At 71.8% G+C, this 15,628-nt stretch carries 13 protein-coding genes; all 13 read right to left on the bottom strand.

Annotated features, from left to right (window positions below):
• Nucleotides 1-170 precede the first annotated feature (170 nt).
• Nucleotides 171-1,238: a polyprenyl synthetase family protein gene (locus tag ABGB10_RS04530; protein WP_347659569.1), complete on the bottom strand. Its 1,068-nt coding sequence runs from the start codon at nucleotides 1,236-1,238 to the stop codon at nucleotides 171-173.
• Complete coding sequence (locus ABGB10_RS04535) at nucleotides 1,235-2,641, bottom strand: nucleotide pyrophosphatase/phosphodiesterase family protein (protein ID WP_347659570.1); 1,407 nt, start codon at nucleotides 2,639-2,641, stop codon at nucleotides 1,235-1,237. The genes ABGB10_RS04530 and ABGB10_RS04535 overlap by 4 nt, the downstream gene beginning before the upstream one ends.
• Nucleotides 2,638-3,837, bottom strand: a complete 1,200-nt coding sequence (gene eboE / locus ABGB10_RS04540) for a metabolite traffic protein EboE (protein WP_347659571.1) — start codon at nucleotides 3,835-3,837, stop codon at nucleotides 2,638-2,640. The genes ABGB10_RS04535 and eboE overlap by 4 nt, the downstream gene beginning before the upstream one ends.
• The gene (locus ABGB10_RS04545) at nucleotides 3,837-4,694 is read right to left on the bottom strand and encodes a TatD family hydrolase (RefSeq protein ID WP_347659572.1); all 858 of its coding nucleotides are present in this window, start codon (nucleotides 4,692-4,694) and stop codon (nucleotides 3,837-3,839) included. Before ABGB10_RS04545 ends, eboE begins: the two co-directional genes overlap by 1 nt.
• On the bottom strand, nucleotides 4,695-5,303 hold the full coding sequence (locus tag ABGB10_RS04550; RefSeq protein ID WP_347659573.1) for an EboA domain-containing protein: 609 nt from the start codon (nucleotides 5,301-5,303) through the stop codon (nucleotides 4,695-4,697).
• Between the two features lie 53 nt (nucleotides 5,304-5,356).
• Nucleotides 5,357-6,376, bottom strand: coding sequence for a sugar phosphate isomerase/epimerase family protein (locus tag ABGB10_RS04555; protein WP_347659574.1), 1,020 nt, complete (start codon nucleotides 6,374-6,376; stop codon nucleotides 5,357-5,359).
• Nucleotides 6,373-7,296, bottom strand: coding sequence for an SCO3242 family prenyltransferase (locus ABGB10_RS04560; RefSeq protein WP_347659575.1), 924 nt, complete (start codon nucleotides 7,294-7,296; stop codon nucleotides 6,373-6,375). Before ABGB10_RS04560 ends, ABGB10_RS04555 begins: the two co-directional genes overlap by 4 nt.
• Complete coding sequence (locus ABGB10_RS04565) at nucleotides 7,280-8,446, bottom strand: inositol-3-phosphate synthase (RefSeq protein WP_347659576.1); 1,167 nt, start codon at nucleotides 8,444-8,446, stop codon at nucleotides 7,280-7,282. The genes ABGB10_RS04560 and ABGB10_RS04565 overlap by 17 nt, the downstream gene beginning before the upstream one ends.
• A 623-nt stretch (nucleotides 8,447-9,069) precedes the next feature.
• Nucleotides 9,070-10,278, bottom strand: coding sequence for a Gfo/Idh/MocA family oxidoreductase (locus tag ABGB10_RS04570; RefSeq protein WP_347659577.1), 1,209 nt, complete (start codon nucleotides 10,276-10,278; stop codon nucleotides 9,070-9,072).
• 21 nt (nucleotides 10,279-10,299) lie between these two features.
• Nucleotides 10,300-11,352: a substrate-binding domain-containing protein gene (locus ABGB10_RS04575; protein ID WP_347659578.1), complete on the bottom strand. Its 1,053-nt coding sequence runs from the start codon at nucleotides 11,350-11,352 to the stop codon at nucleotides 10,300-10,302.
• Between the two features lie 98 nt (nucleotides 11,353-11,450).
• Nucleotides 11,451-12,575 (bottom strand): ABC transporter permease, encoded by a 1,125-nt coding sequence (locus ABGB10_RS04580; RefSeq protein ID WP_347659579.1) that lies wholly within the window; start codon nucleotides 12,573-12,575, stop codon nucleotides 11,451-11,453.
• Complete coding sequence (locus ABGB10_RS04585; RefSeq protein WP_347659704.1) at nucleotides 12,572-14,080, bottom strand: sugar ABC transporter ATP-binding protein; 1,509 nt, start codon at nucleotides 14,078-14,080, stop codon at nucleotides 12,572-12,574. The genes ABGB10_RS04580 and ABGB10_RS04585 overlap by 4 nt, the downstream gene beginning before the upstream one ends.
• A 133-nt stretch (nucleotides 14,081-14,213) precedes the next feature.
• Nucleotides 14,214-15,392 carry an ROK family protein gene (locus ABGB10_RS04590; protein WP_347659580.1) on the bottom strand — a complete coding sequence of 393 codons (1,179 nt, stop codon included), beginning with the start codon at nucleotides 15,390-15,392 and terminating at the stop codon, nucleotides 14,214-14,216.
• Nucleotides 15,393-15,628 lie beyond the last annotated feature (236 nt).

The raw sequence follows: 15,628 nt of genomic DNA on the forward strand, positions 1-15,628 counted from the left end.
GTCGCGCCGGATGCCGTAGCGGTGATGGGGGTCGATGGGTTACCGCGCCGCCGGTTCACCTCGATGAAACATTGTCGTGTTGGTCACGACACTAAGTTGAAGGTGTCGATGTGTCCATACCTTCCGGCGGCTCAGCATCAACTTTTGTCGATCTGATCGAAAGTTGCCGCTCAGGCGCGGCGGTCGATGACCTGTCCGGCCAGTTCGACAAGCGCCGAGCGAGGCTCGTCGGCCACCTTCGCGGCCTGCAGGGCGACGAGCGCGGCCTCGGTCCGGACCCGGATCATCTGCTCGATCCGCTCCCGGGCACCTGTCGTCTCGATGATCCCGCGAAGCTCCGCAGCGCCGTCGGCGTCCAACGCCGGATTGCCGAACAGCTCCCGCAGCCGAGCCGTCTGCGACCGGTCCGCGGCGCTGCGGGCCAGCGCCATCATCACCGTGGGCTTGCCCTCACGCAGGTCGTCCAGGATCGACTTGCCGGTGACCGCCGGGTCCCCGAAGACGCCCAACACGTCGTCGCGCAACTGGAACGCGTCGCCCAGCGGGTCACCGAACTCCTCCAGCGCGGCGATCAACTCCGGTCCCGCGCCGGCCAGGGCCGCACCGATCTGCAACGGCCGGGTGACCGTGTACCGGGCGGCCTTCATCCGGATCACGGTGAGCGCGCTCGCCACCGAACCGTCGCCCACGCCCGAGACGAGGTCCAGGTACTCCCCCGCGATCACCTCGGTACGCATCAGCGCGAACACGCCGTAACCCCGGTGCACCTGCTCGGTGCTCAGCCCACACTCGTGGAACATCTGATCCGACCAGGCCGCACAGAGATCCCCGCAGAGCAGCGCGGTGTTGCGACCGTACGCCTCCGGGTCACCACGCCACGACGAGCGGGCGTGCAGGTCGGCGAAGAGCCGGTGCACCGACGGCTCACCCCGGCGGCGGTCGCTGCCGTCCAGGATGTCGTCGTGGATCAGCGCGAACGCGTGGAACAACTCCAGGGCCGCGGCGGCCACCACGATCGGGGTGCCGTCGGCCGCGCCGGCACCGCGCCAGCCCCAGTAGCAGAAGAGCGGGCGGAGCCGTTTCCCACCGGCCAGCACGAAGCGTTGCAGCGCGGTGAACACGCCGCGCGGCGCGCCGTCGGGCCAGTCCGGGCCCTGCCGTTCGAGGAACCCGGCCAGCTCCGCGTCGAACCGGGCCCGCAGCCCGCTCGTGTCGGTGGGCGCGACGGTGACCGTCATGTCCCCTCCCCCGACCCGTCGGCACCCAACCCGGCCAACTCCAGCAGCAGGGCCTTGACCTCGGTGGCCGCGATCCGGTCCCGAGCCGCCGTCGGGTCGGAGCAGAGCAGCACCGGGGCGTCCGCCGGGTCGTCCGGCAGCCGGCCGTGCGAGCCGCGCACCGCCCGCGCGCCGGCGTCCAGGCCGACCGCGCTCATCAGGTAGCGCATGCCGAGTTTCTTGCGAGCCAGCGCCACCCCGGCGCGTGCCTTCGCGGCACCGGGGTTCGCCGGGTCGAAGAACAGCTCCGCCGGGTCGTAACCCGGCTTCCGATGGATCTCCACGAGCCGGGCGAAGTCCGGCGCCCGGTCGTCGTCCAGCCAGTAGTAGTACGTGAACCAGGAGTCCGGCTCGGCCACCAGCACCAGCTCACCCGCTCGCGGATGGTCCAACCCGTGCGCGGCCTTGCCGTCGGCGTCGAGCACCTCGGCCACGCCGGGCAGATTGGCGCACAGTTTCGCCACCGCCGGCACGTCGGCCGGGTCCTTGACGTAGACGTGCGCGATCTGGTGGTCGGCGACCGCGAACGCCTTCGACGTCCACGGGTCGAGGTACTCCATGCCGGCCTGGGTGTGCACCCGCAGCAGCCCCTCGGAGCGCAGCAGCCGGTTGACGTCCACCGGCCGGGACACGTCGGTGATGCCGTACTCCGACAGCACCACCACTGTCGCGTCCCGGGCCCGGGCGGCGTCCAACAGTGGCCCGAGCACCGTGTCCAGCTCGGCTGCCGCGGCGGCGGCCTGGGCCGACGACGGGCCGAACCGTTGCAGGTCGTAGTCCAGGTGCGGCACGTAGACCAGGGTCAGGTCGGGTGACACGTCGGCCAGGATCTGCTCGGCCGCCTGGCAGATCCACCGCGACGACGGCAGACCCGCCGTCGGCCCCCAGTAGGTGAACAGCGGGAACGTGCCCAGTCGGCCGGTGAGCGCGTCGTGCAGCTCCGGCGGGTCGGTGTAGCAGTCGGGTTCCTTGCGGCCGTCGGCGTAGTACACGGGACGTGGGGTGACCGTCCAGTCGACGTCGGCGCCCATCGCGTACCACCAGCAGACGTTGGCGACGGTGTAGCCGGGCTCGGCCTTGCGGGCCGCCTGCCAGAGCTTCTCCCCGCCGACCAGCGCGTTGTGCTGCCGCCACAGCAGCACCTCACCCAGCTCCCGGAAATACCACCCGTTGCCGACGATCCCGTGCCCGCTGGGCGGTTCGCCGGTGAGGAAGGTGGACTGCACCGAGCAGGTCACCGCGGGCAGCACGGTGCCCAGCTCGGCCCGGAAGCCGCCGTCGGCGACCCCACGCAGTCGGGGCATGTGCGCCAGCAGTCGGGGGGTCAGCCCCACGACGTCGAGCACCACCAGTCGGCGGCTCATCGCGTCCCTCCCATCGTCACGGATCGCTCCGTGGTCAGCCCGAGGCCGACCAGTTCGTCCCGGGCGAAGGCCAGCTCGGCGGCGATGCCGGCGGCCAGCTCCGCGTCGGTGCGGGGTCGCCGTGCGGCCGGCAGGACCCCCCAGGTGTACGTCTCGACGTCGAGGTGGTCGCAGCCGGCGACCGGGCCGTCGAAGAGCGCTCTCAGGGCCGCGCGCAGAACGGGCAGGGTCGAGCCGAGCGGTTCCTCGGGTGGGGCGTGCAGAGGCACGTGGTAGTGCACCCTCCACGGTCCGGGCAGCGCCCGGTCCAGCGCCTCGTCCAGGTCGTCCGCCGCGTACGGCGGGTCGGCCGGGTCGGGCAGGCCGGCGCAGCCGGCGCCTCGGGTCTGGTGCAGGAAGCGTGGCTCCACCCAGCGGCGCAGCGCGTCGGCCCCGCCCTCCGGGTCGGCCGCCTCGACGGCGGCGGAGACCTGCACCTTCACCACCGGCAGCCCGGCCGCCCGCAGTCGTCCGAGGGCCTCGGCCGGCTCCTCCCACGCGCACGCCAGGTGGGCCAGGTCGAGGCAGACGCCCATCCGATCGGTGTCCATCCCGGACAGCAGCGCGGCGGCCTGGCCGGTGCTCTCCACCACGCAGCCCGGCTCCGGCTCGAAGGCGACCCGCACCTCGCGGCCGGTGTCGCGCTGCACCGCCGCCAGGCCGGCGGCGAGCTGGTCCAGCCGGTGCCGAGCCGCGTCGGCCCGTCCGGTGTCCCAGGGCTGCCGCCAGGCCAGCGGAAGGGTGGAGATCGACCCTCGGGCGGCGTCGTCGGGCAGCAGGTCGGCGAGCACCCGGGCCAGGTCCAGGGTGTACGTCAGGCGCTGCTCGGTGGTCCAGTCCGGGTGGTACACGTCCTGCTTGACCACGGGGGCCTGGAAGGCCGCGTACGGGAAGCCGTTGAGGGTGACCACCTCCAGGCCGCGCGCGTCCAGCTCGGTGCGCAGCCGGCGGCGTAACGCCGCGTCGGCGGCCAGCTCGGCGGCGACCGGGGCGGCCAGCCACAGGCCGAGCCCGAGCAGATCGCTGCCGAGCGCCTCGCGGACCGGCACGGCGTAGGTGTCCAGTTGACCGAGGATGCCGGCGAGGTCCTCGGCGGGGTGCACGTTCGTGCAGTAGCCGAGGTGGACGGTCTCGCCGCCGGCATGTCGCAGCCGCATCAGCTGCCGCCGCGCAGGATCGAGTTGCCGGTCTGCGGGTCCACGGCGGCGGCGACGTCCAGGTCGCTGAGGTCGAGCCGCCCCGACTGCCCGTAGAACTCGACCGGGTTTCGCCACAGCACCTTGTCGACGTCGTCGTCGCTGAAGCCGGCCGACAGCATCGCCTCGCCGGTGGCCCGGGTCAGCAGCGGGTCGGAACGCCCCCAGTCGGCGGCCGAGTTGACCAGCATCCGTTCCGGGCCGTACTCGCGCAGCAGCTCGACCATCCGCTGCGGGGTCATCTTGGTGTCCGGGTAGATGGAGAAGCCCAGCCAGCAGCCGCTGTCGCGGACCAGCTTGACGGTCACCTCGTTGAGGTGGTCGACCACCACACGCCCCGCGTCGATGCCGGATTCGGCGACCACGGCGAGGGTGCGTTCGCAGCCGCGCGCCTTGTCCCGGTGCGGGGTGTGCACCAGCGCCGGCAGGTCGTACGCCACGGCGAGGGCGAGCTGCGCCGCGAACGCCTCGTCCTCCTCCGGCGTCATCGAGTCGTACCCGATCTCGCCGACCGCCACCACCGCGTCCTTGTCCAGGTAGCGGGGCAGCAGGTCGAGGACCGGGCGGCAACGCGGGTCGTTGGCCTCCTTGGGGTTCAGCGCGATGGTGGCGAAGTGGCGCACCCCGAACTGCCCGGCCCGGAACGGCTCCCAACCGATCAGCGAGTCGAAGTAGTCGGTGAACGAGGCGGCGCTGGTGCGCGGCTGACCCAACCAGAACGCCGGCTCCACCACCGCGCGTACCCCGGCGGCGGCCATCCGTTCGTAGTCGTCGGTGGTGCGCGAGGTCATGTGGATGTGTGGATCGAAGATGCGCATTCACGCCTCCCGGGGCAGTGCGGCGGTGAGCCGGTCGAGCAGGTCGGTGGCGTCGGCGGGCAACTCCCGGCCGGCGGCGTGCCGTTCGGCGGCGAGCGCGGCCAGCATGGCGGCCAACTCCCCGTCGGCCCGGGAGTCCAGGTCGGCGACCGCGGCGAGAGGAACACCGCTGAACACACACTTGAGCACCGCCTGCCGCCAGGCGGCCGGGTCGAGGTGCCGGGCGTACGGGCCGAGCGCGGCGGCGACCAGGCGGGTGTCGTTGGTGCGGATCGCGTCGTGCAGCAGCGGCACACCGGCGGCGCCGATCGGCAGCAGTGGCAGCGCCCGCAGCACGGCTCGCCGTTCGGCCGCGTCACCGTGCTGGTAGAGGCGCTCGGCGTACGCCGCGTGCTCGCCGGGCAGGCTGGTGAGCAGCAGCACCCGGGCCGCGTCGTCGGCGGTCCATCCGGGGGCGTCGGGCAGCGCGGCCCGCCCGCAGCGTCGGCCTACGGCGGGAAAGAGCCGGGTGATCGCGGTGGGCTCGGTGGTGACCCGGCGCAGCGCCGTGTCCAGCCAGTCGGGATCGGGTACGCCTCCCAGCGCGGCCCGTAGTGAATCCGGTGTCATCCCGTCTCCTCCCTCTTGCTGCTCCAGGCGCCCCACCACCCTTTGCTCTGCACCTACATATGCGCCGGGGCCTCTTCAGCGGGTGTCGCCTCGGCGGGTGCAGAGCAAAGGGGGCTGGCAGAGTGGTAATCGGTGGCCTTCGCGGCGGCGGCATGCAGGAACTCGATCGACCGGGCGGCCACGGCCGGCGCGGCGTGCGAGTCGCGGGGTAGCTCCACCGCGACCAGCCCGCGATAGCCGGCCGCCGCCAGGGCCGCCAGCACCGGCGGAAAGTCGATCTCGCCGACGCCGAATTCCAGGTGTTCGTGCACGCCCCGGCGCATGTCGTCGATCTGCACGTTGACCAGGTGTGCGGCCACCTCGGCGACGCACTGCGGCACCGGCCACGGCTCCAGGCAGCGGCAGTGGCCGATGTCGAGGGTGATGCCGAACCGGGCCGGGTCACCGAGCGCGGCACGCAGCCGACGCCAGTCGGCGATGTCCTGCACCAGCATGCCCGGCTCCGGCTCGAAGCCGAGGGTGACGCCTGCGGTGTCGGCCGCGTCGACGACGGTGGCGCAGCCGGCCACCAGCCGGTCCCACGCACACTGCGGTGACACCGTCTCGGGCCGGACGCCGGCCCAGAACGAGACCGCCTCGGCACCCAGGTCGGCACCGACCCGGACGGCTCGGCGCAGGAACTCGATCCGCCGGGTCGGGTCGTCGTGCAGCAACGTCGGCGCGTGTTTGTGCCACGGGTCGAGCAGATAGCGGGCCCCGGTCTCGATCACCACCGCCAGGCCCAGCTCGTCCAACCGTCGGCTGACGGCGGCGACCCGGCGGGTGAGGCCGGGCGCGAACGGGTCCAGGTAGTCGTGGTCCAGGGTGAGCGCCACCCCGTCGTAGCCGAGATCGGCGATGACGGCGAGCGCGTCGTCGAGGCGGTGGTTGTTGAAGCCGTTCGTGCCGTACCCGAGCCGCAGCGTCGTGGCATCGCCGGCCGGCAGGACCGGCCGGGTGGCATCGCCGGCCGGCAGGACCGGCCGGGTGGCATCGCCGGCCGACGGCGCGGGTCGGGCCTGGGGAACGGTCATGTCGGGGAGACCTTCCGGGCCAGCCGTCGACCCAGCGGTGCGGCCGCCGCGACGGCCAACCCGAGCAGGCCGGCTCCACCCCGAGCGGTCAGCGCACCCTGGAGGGCGGGCAGCCCGGTGATCCCGGCGCCGACGGCGGCGCGGACCCGCCCGGCCGACGGGTCGCGGACCACCTCGACCTGGGCCGCCCCGTAGCGGGCCGCGTACCACCCGGCCAGCACGGCGGGCAGCACGGCCGCGACACCAGCAGCGCGCGTCCGCTCGGGACGCACCCCGGCCGGGTCGTCCCCTCGGGCGGTCGTGCGTCGGGCGCCGGGGACGGCGACGGCGGCACTGGCGGCGACCACCGCGGTGCCCGCGAGGGTGCGCATCGGCAGGGTGGCGTCGGCGCCGGTGACCTCCCGCCGGGACAGCGCGGTGACCGTCCAGGTGTGCGCGGCGACGGTCACCGCGGCCGGCAACGCCCGCGTCACCCGGCCGCCGGACGCGCCGAGCAGCACGTCCAGCCCTCGACAGGCGGCCATCACGGCAGGGCCGGCAGCGGTGTTCTTCGCCAGCAGGTCGTACCCCCAGATGGTGGCGGCCAGCGGCACGGCGAGCGCGGCGGCTCGGCGACCGCCCACGGCGGCGGCCAGGCCCACGCCGGCGGCCGTGAGGCCCGCCGCGAGGCCGACCGCGGCGGCCGGGGTGACCCGCCCGCTGGGGATCGGCCGCTCGGGCCGCTCCTCGGCGTCCAGGCGTCGGTCGGCCCAGTCGTTGGCGGCCATGCCGGCCCAGTAGAGCAGCACCGAGGCGCCGGCCAGGGCAGGGGTACGCGGACCCAGCGCGCCGGCCGCCGCCGCTCCGGCGACCACGTCGCCGGGCACCGAGAGCGCAGCCGGCGCCCGGACCAGCTCGGCGAGGTCAGCCAACGTTGTCATGGTCACCGTCCCCGCCGGCGTGCAGTTGCCGGGTGAAGTCGGTCAACCGGGCCCACTGCTCACTCAGGGAGTGGGTGGGCGAGCCGATCGGGTCCTTGAAGAAGAAGCCCAGCTCGGTCAGCGGTCCCACCCGCCCGGCGGCGTGCGCGGCGGCGGTGAGCCGGGCCAGGTCCAGCACCAGCGGCGCGGCCAGCGCGGAGTCGCAGCCGTGCCAGGTGAACTCCATCCGCATGCCGGTGCCGAGGAAGCCGGCGAAGGTGATCAGATCCCAGGCGGTCTTGAAGTCGCCCAGCTCCTCGACGTACTCGATGCGCGTGCCACCCTGCGGGACGTAGCCCAGCGTCTCGCCGAGCACCCGCTGCTTGCTCTGCACCTTCGCCGCGTTCGCGGCCGGGTCGGCCAGGGTGGCACCATCGCCACCACCGAGCAGGTTGAACCCGGACCAGGAGCGCACGTCCAGGTTGCGCATCGCGAACATCGGCGCGAGCACCGACTTGACCAGGGTTTCCCCGGTCTTGCCGTCATGCCCGGCGTACGGCAGGCGGGCCTCTTCGGCCAGCGCCGCCAGGGCTGGCAGCCGCAGCCCGGTGGACGGGGTGAAGTCGACGTACGGACAGCCGGCCAGCAGCGCCGCGTACGCGTAGAGGGAGCTGACCGGCAGCACCTCGTCCGGCCCGGCGAGGGCGGCACGCAGCGCGGCCGGGTCGGCGTGCCCGGGGTGCGGCTGCGGGGCCGGCTCGGTGGCGGAGACGTTGACCACCACCACCCGGTCCAGGTCGTGCCGCTCGCGGAAGCTGGTGAGATCGCGGACCACGGCGGCGGCCCGGTCGGCCTGGGTGTCGCCGACCGGTGCGGGGCGCAGCTCCTGATCGACCGCGCCCAGCTCGTCGCGGAGCGCGGCGACCAGCCGCCAGGGGATGACACCGGCGTCGGCGAGGGTCTCGGCGCGCTTGCACAGCGGGGTGGTGGCCAGGTCGTGCCCGCCGAAGACGAGGTCGGCGAAGCCCGGCAGGGCGGGACCCCGCAGCTCGGGGAGCTCGGTGACGCAACCGGTCGGCCCGGCCAGGCCGGCCCGCATCGCGAGCCCTCCGACGATGCTGGTGGTCGCGACTGACCCGCGCGCTCCTACCAGCCAGACACCTGTTCGCATGGTGCTCCTTCCCCGTTCACGAGGAACCGTCGGTACCACTAAATATAGGAATATCAGAATATCTTTCGGAAAGATACGGCCTTGGTCGAGGGGCCCCGTCCGCCCTCCCCGCACCGGATCGGCACCGGTTCCGACGTCGGCGTCGGCGGCGACGACGCCGGACCGGAACCCGGCCCGGGTACAGGCAGACGGGGCTTGGTAGACAGGGTCGGGTCGGCGTCTCGACCCTGTCTCCCCCGCATCCGACCAGTCGGGGCGTTGGCATGCCCCGGCCGGGCGTCTCAGGCCGCCGTGCCCACCAGGTCACCGCACGGAGCACGACCCGGCGGACGTCGGCGAGTGGCTGCGGTACGGGTGGGGGCAACGGCGGGCGGTGTTGTCAGGTCCTGCGGATCTCCACCGATGGTGGCGGTCCTCCGGTGCGGCCGGGGAATCCCGGTCCGGTCGCACCGGACGACCGTCCTGCTCGTGCGCCACCGGGCCACAGGGCCCGGCCGCACGCTCTCCGACGCCGACCTCGTCCCGGCCACGGGGCGCAATCCGTGGCCGGTCCTCGCCGGTCGGCTTCGGGAAGCCGGTCGGGCGATGACGGTGCGAACACCACCATCGCGGATGGTCGATGGTCAGACGGTCGCCGCGGTCAGCGCCGGTTCCACCTCGGTCCAGGAGGAGCCGATTTCCGCCGAACGGGCCACCGCGTCCAGCACCAGCTGGACCTGCAGCGCGTCGGCGAACGAGGGAGTCGGGTCGACACCGGTGGCGACCGCCTCGATGAAGTCGCGCATCTCGTGCGTGAACGAGTGCTCGTAGCCGATGATGTGGCCCGGAGGCCACCACGCCGACATGTACGGGTGCTCGCCCTCGGTCACCAGGATGCGGCTGAAACCCTGTTCCGCGCTGGGCCGGGTGGCGTCGTAGAACTCCAGCTCGTTGAGCCGCTCCAGATCGAAGACCACGCTGCCCAGCGAGCCGTTGATCTCGACACGCAACGCGTTCTTGCGGCCGGTGGCGAACCGGCTCGCCTCGTACGTGGCCAGAGCGCCACCGTCGAGCCGAGCCACGAACACCGCGGCGTCGTCGACGGTGACCGGCCCGGTGGGCGCCGCGCTGCCGTCCACCGTGGCCGCCAGACCGCTCGACTCGGCCGGCAACGGCCGCTCCTTGACGAAGGTCTCGGTGACCGCGCTGACCCCGCTGATCCGCTGACCGGTGACGAACTGGGTCAGGTCGATGATGTGCGCACCGATGTCACCGAGCGCGCCGGAGCCCGCCCTGTCTTTCTGCAACCGCCAGACCAGCGGGAACTGCGGGTCCACGATCCAGTCCTGCAGGTACGTCGCACGGACGTGTCGAATCACCCCGAGCCGTCCGTCGGCGACCAACTGCCGCATCATCGTGACCGCGGGGACCCGGCGGTAGTTGAACCCGCACATCGACCGCACTCCGGCGGCCCGGGCGACCTCCGCCGCAGCGGTCATCGCTCGCGCCTCCTCCACCGTGTTGGCCAGCGGCTTCTCGCACAGGACGTGCTTGCCGGCGGCCAACGCGGCGAGGGCGATCTCGGCGTGGCTGTCGCCCGGGGTACACACATCGATCACGTCGATGTCGTCCCGGTTGATCAGGTCACGCCAGTCCGTGGTGTACGCCTCCCAGCCGAGTCGGTCGGCGGCATCCGCCACCTTCCCTGTGTCTCGACCGCAGATCAGCGCCATCCGGGCCCGCGTCGGCAGGTCGAACACGCGGTTCACGGTGCGCCACGCCTGTGAGTGCGCGGCGCCCATGAACGCGTAGCCGACCATGCCGACCCGCAGTTCTTTGTCTGTCGTGGACAAGGTGGGTCTCCCCCCGGTATGTCAGAACCCGAGCTTGTCGTAGCTGCTCGCGTTCTCCTTGGTGATCGTCTCGGAGGCGAGGGTCACTTCCTTCGGCACCTGAAGCTCCGTCAGGTCGCCCAGGCCCCGACCCTGCGCGATGAGCCGCGCGAGCGAGACCGCCGAGGAGGCCATCGACGGGTTGTAGGTGACCGTCGCCTTGAGCACGGTGTTGTCGGCCTTGATCGCGTCGATCGCGAGCTTGGAGCCCGCGCCGCCGACCATGAAGAACTCGGACCGGTTGGCCTGCTTGATGGCCGCGAGCACACCGATGCCCTGGTCGTCGTCGTGGTTCCAGATCGCGTCGATCTTCGGCAGCGCCTGGAGCAGCTGGGACGCCTCGCGCTGGCCGCTGTCCGAGGTGAACTCCGCCGAGCGGCGGTTCCCCACCTTGAAGCCGTAGGTCGCCAGGGCGGCCTTGAAGCCCTCGCTGCGCTCGACGGTCAGCGGGATCTCCAGACCGGCGATCTCACCGATGATCGGGTTGGCGACGCCCTTGTCCTTGAGCATCTTGCCGATGAAGTGCCCGGCCGAGACGCCCATGCCGTAGTTGTCGCCCTTGATGACCAGCCGCGACGCGAGCGCGTCGGGGAAGGCACGGTCGAGGTTGACGATCGGGATGCCCGCCTGCATGGCCTGGAGGGCAACGGCGTTGACCTCCTTGCCGTCGTGCGGCAGCACGACGATGATGTCCGGCTTCTGGGCGATCAGGGTGCCGAGCGTGGAGCGCTGGGCCTCGGAGTTCGACCCACCGTCGACCTCCTTGAACTCCACGTCCGAGTAGGCCGCCGCCTGGGCCTTGGCGTTGGCGTGGATGGCACCCATCCAGCCGTGGTCGGCGGCCGGCGCGGAGAAGCCGATGACGACCTTCTTGCCGGGGGCGTTGTTGCCCTCACCGCCGCCGGCGGCCTTGGTCTGGGTGCTGGCGGCCGGGGTCTCGTTGCTGGTGCAGGCGGTCAGCAGGGTGGCGGCGCCGACTGCGGCCCCGCCGAAGAGCAGCCGGCGGCGCGACAGGTCGCGACTGTGCTGGGTCATGAACGACCTCCTGGGAACGGTATGTGACTGAATGAGGGTGTGCGAGGCCCTGCCAGCGTCGAAAGTTTCGACGTGGCCAGGGACAACGGTGCGGTGCGTCAGGCGGTGGTGACCCTGTTCCGCGCGAGGAGCCGAGTGACTGACTTGTACTGGAACTGCTGGATCAGGACGGCGGCGACGATGATGCCGCCCTTGACCATGTTCTGCGCCTCGATGGAGAGGCCGTTGATGGCGAAGAGGTTCGTGATCGTGGCGAAGATGATGACGCCGAGCAGCGAGCCGACGATCGTGCCGCGACCGCCGCTGAGCAGCGTCCCGCCGATGATCGCCGCGGCGATCGCGTCCAGCTCGTACAGGTTGGCCATCGCCGCCTGCGCCGAGGTGGCCTGCGAGGTGAGCATGATGGCGGCGATGCCGCAGCAGAGACCGGAGAGCGCGTAGAGCAGCATGGTGTGCCGCCGCACGTTGATGCCGGCCAGCCGTGCCGCCTCCGGGTTACCGCCGACGGCGATGGTCCGCCGGCCGAAGGTCGTCCGGTTGAGCAGGACCCACCCGGCCAGCACCACCGCGCCGAGGATGTAGACGAGGATCGGGATCCCGATCACCTTGCGCGCCGCGATGTCGTTGATGAAGGTGCTGCTCGACACCTGGGTCTGCTTGTTGGAGATCGACGCCGCGAGCCCTCGCGCGGCCACCAGCATCGCGAGCGTCGCGATGAAGGGAACCAGCCGGCCGTACGAGATGAGCACACCGTTGACGAGGCCGACGCAGATGCCGACCACGATGGCGGTGAAGATCATGCCGCCGGCTCCGAAGTTCTGGGTGGCGACAGTGGTGCACCAGACGCCGGCCAGCGCGACGATCGCACCGACCGACAGGTCGATGCCGCCGCCGATGATCACGAAGGTCATCCCCACCGTGACCACGCCGACCACCGAGGCGAGCTGGAGGATGGCCAGGACGTTGTTCCACACCCAGGTCGGGTCTCCGTACAGGTCCGGCTTCGTGATCGCGCCGACCACGATGAGCGCGGCCAGCACCCCGATCAGACCGAGGTTGCGCTTGGCGCCGTCGCCGCCGTCGCCCCGCCACCAGGAGAGCCGGCCCGAGGATGCTGCTTTATCGCTGGCCACCGCCGTCTCCGCCGGGTCCACCGGCGGCGACTGTGCCGGAAGCTGCGGGCGCTCCGGTGTCGCGGTGGGAGTGGGAGTCGCGTCGCTCATGCCGGTGCGCCTTCCATCAAGGACCCCGCCATCACGAGGTCAAGCACAGTGTTCTCGTCGAGTTCGCCGGCCGCGGCTTCGCGGACGACCCGCCCTTCCCGCATCACCAGCACCCGGTCGGCCAGACCCAGCACCTCGGGCACCTCGCTGGAGACCAGCAGCACCCCGACGCCCTGCGCGGCCAATGACCGGATGACCTGGTAGAGCTCAGCCCGGGCGCCCACGTCCACGCCCCGGGTGGGCTCGTCGAGCAGCAACAACCTGGTGCCGCCGAGCAGCCATCGCCCGACCACCACCTTCTGCTGGTTACCGCCGGACAGCGTGCGTACCGGCCGGTCGACGTCCCGGGGCCGCAGCTCCAGGGTCTCGGCGATCCGGTCCGCCTCGGCGCGTTCCTTGGCGGCGTCGGTGAAGCCGAGCCGCGCGTACCGGCCGAAGGTGGCCAGCGTGACGTTGCGGTAGATCGGTTCACCGAGCAGCAACGCCTGGCTCTTGCGTTCCTCCGGGGCCATCCCCATGCCGGCCCGGACCGCCGAGCCGACGCCGGGACGCAGCACCCGCCCGTTCATCCGCACCTGACCAGCCTCCGCGAGGCGGGCACCGTAGATCGTCTCCAGCAGTTCGGAACGGCCGGAGCCGACCAGCCCCGCGATGCCGACGATCTCCCCGGCACGCACGTTCAGCGAAACGTCCGCGAACTCGCCGGTGCGGGTCAGCCCTTCCACCTGGAGCAGGTCGTCGCCGACGGTGTCGTCGGCCGGCCGGTCCGGGAAGACGTACTCGATGGTCCGGCCGGTCATCCGGCTGACCAGGTCGCGGGTCGGGGTGTCGCGCGCCGGCAGGTTCGCCGCCGTGGTCCGGCCGTCCTTGAGTACGGTGACCCGGTCACCGATCTCGCGGATCTCCTCCAGCCGGTGCGAGATGTAGATGACGGCGATGCCCTGCGCGGTCAGCTCCCGGATGATCCGGAACAGGTTGCCGACCTCGTCATGGGCCAGCACCGCGCTCGGCTCGTCCATGATGATCAGTCGGGCCTCGTGCGACAGCGCCCGGGCCATGCTGACGATCTGCTTGCCCGCCGCCGGCAGCGACCGGACCATCCGCCCGGGCGGAATCTCGGCGTGGCCGAGCCGGCCGAGGATCTGCCGGGTGTGCCGGGCCATCCGACCGTGCTGGACGAACCCGAAGTTGCGGTACTCGTGACCGAGGAAGGCGTTCTCCGCCACCGACAGGTCCTCGACGAGGTCGAGCTCCTGGTAGATGGTGGCGATGCCGGCCTTCATGGCGGCCTGCGGGTTGGCGAAGGTCGCCGGCTCCCCGCGCCACTCCACCTGCCCCGAATCCGGTTGGTGCACGCCGGAGAGCACCTTGATCAGGGTGGACTTGCCCGCGCCGTTCTGTCCGAGCAGGCAGTGCACCTCGCCGGCACGCACCTCCAGCTGCACACCGTCCAGTGCGCGTACGCCGGGGAAGGTCTTGACCAGATCGGTGAGGCGCAGGACCACCTCGCCCGCGACGGTGTCGGCGGGAGCCTCGACCAGCGGTGCCTCGGCGACGGCCTCGGCCGACGTGTTGGCGGGGTCATCCTCGGGCAGAGCCACAGTCTCCTCCTCGCTCACGACAGGATCTCGGTCAACTTCATGCGGCTTCCGCGAAGGCGACGTCGCTTGCCAGCACGGCCGCTCCGGTGACGCCGGCTCGACCACCGAGCTCGGACAGCACGACGGGCAGGTTGCCGGTGGCCAACGGCAGCGAACGGCGGTAGACCACGCTGCGGATCTCGGCGAGCAGGATGTGCCCGAGCTGGGCGAGCCCGCCGCCGATCACGATCATCGACGGATTGGTGAAGCTGACCAGGCCGGCGAGCACGCCGCCGACCCGCCGTCCGCCGTCCCGGATCAGCTGGATGCAGGTCACGTCACCCTCTACGGCGCCCTCGGCGACGTCGAGGGCGGTCACCACACCGCGCAGGGCCATCCGCTCGGCCAGCGCCGGCGACGCCCCACTGCGGGCCGCGGCGGTGGCGTCCTTGGCCAACGCGGCACCGCTGAACAGCGCCTCCAGGCAGCCGATGTTGCCGCACGAACACATCGGACCGTGCGAGTCGACCTGGATGTGGCCGATGTCGCCGGCGCAGCCGTCGGTGCCCCGGTAGACCTCACCGGTGAGGTAGATGCCACAACCGATGCCGGTGCCGATCTTCACGAAGAGGAAGTCGTCCACCGAGTGGGCGACCCCACCGTGCCGCTCACCGATCGCCATGATGTTGACGTCGTTGTCGACCACCGCCGGGCAGCCGTGCTCCCGGCTGAGCAGCTCGCGCACCGGGTACCGGTCCCAGCCGGGCATGATCGGCGGCGAGACCGGAACGCCGTCTCGGAAGCTGACCGGGCCGGGTACGCCGATGCCCACCGCGTCCAACCGCTCGTACGCCCCGTCGACCCGGGCCTTGTGCAGCAGCTCGTTGACCCGTTGCAGGGTCACCTTCGGGCCGTTGCGGATGTCGGCGGCTTCGCCGTAGTGCGCCACCGGTTCGAGGCGGCCGTTGACCACCTCGATGTCCATCGAGCTGGCACCGAGGTCGACTGCGGCGAAGCGCAGCTTCGGGTTCAGCTCGACGAGCGTCGAGCGACGCCCACCCCGGGAGGCGGCGAGCCCCGCCTCGGCGACGTAACCCAGGGCGACCAGACGATCCAGCTCGGCCAACATGCGCGGGCGCGGCATCTGGAGTCGGTCGCCCAGCTCGGCCCGCGACACGGCCCCCTCGTCGCGGAGCAGCCGCAACAGTCGCACGTGCAGGGGGTCGACGGTGCGCACCCGGGGCCCCCTCTTCATTGGCAGCGTTCACATCGACGCAATGCCGATGTGTTGTGTCCGACACAGTAAGAGCGTTCCACGCCGCCTGTCCAGAGCTTCGACCGTTCCGAGACCAACTTTTGTCCGAAAGAACAAAAGCTACTAGTCGATCAAGTAAAGGATCACGGATCGCCCGCGCCCCCTCGCCCGCAGTTTCATCGACGGACACGCAATCGCCCCGCCAGCCGATCCTCGGT

This window comes from Micromonospora sp. B9E7, from assembly GCF_039871815.1.
Classification (GTDB): Bacteria; Actinomycetota; Actinomycetes; order Mycobacteriales; family Micromonosporaceae; genus Micromonospora.

Bases quoted from the DNA above. Each gene is read 5' to 3' on its own strand.
- ABGB10_RS04545 (WP_347659572.1), bottom strand. From the start codon at position 4,694: ATGCGCATCTTCGATCCACACATCCACATGACCTCGCGCACCACCGAC.
- ABGB10_RS04565 (WP_347659576.1), bottom strand. From the start codon at position 8,446: ATGCGAACAGGTGTCTGGCTGGTAGGAGCGCGCGGGTCAGTCGCGACC.
- ABGB10_RS04530 (WP_347659569.1), bottom strand. From the start codon at position 1,238: ATGACGGTCACCGTCGCGCCCACCGACACGAGCGGGCTGCGGGCCCGG.
- ABGB10_RS04580 (WP_347659579.1), bottom strand. From the start codon at position 12,575: ATGAGCGACGCGACTCCCACTCCCACCGCGACACCGGAGCGCCCGCAG.
- ABGB10_RS04535 (WP_347659570.1), bottom strand. From the start codon at position 2,641: ATGAGCCGCCGACTGGTGGTGCTCGACGTCGTGGGGCTGACCCCCCGA.
- ABGB10_RS04575 (WP_347659578.1), bottom strand. From the start codon at position 11,352: ATGACCCAGCACAGTCGCGACCTGTCGCGCCGCCGGCTGCTCTTCGGC.
- eboE (WP_347659571.1), bottom strand. From the start codon at position 3,837: ATGCGGCTGCGACATGCCGGCGGCGAGACCGTCCACCTCGGCTACTGC.
- ABGB10_RS04555 (WP_347659574.1), bottom strand. From the start codon at position 6,376: ATGACCGTTCCCCAGGCCCGACCCGCGCCGTCGGCCGGCGATGCCACC.
- ABGB10_RS04550 (WP_347659573.1), bottom strand. From the start codon at position 5,303: ATGACACCGGATTCACTACGGGCCGCGCTGGGAGGCGTACCCGATCCC.
- ABGB10_RS04560 (WP_347659575.1), bottom strand. From the start codon at position 7,296: ATGACAACGTTGGCTGACCTCGCCGAGCTGGTCCGGGCGCCGGCTGCG.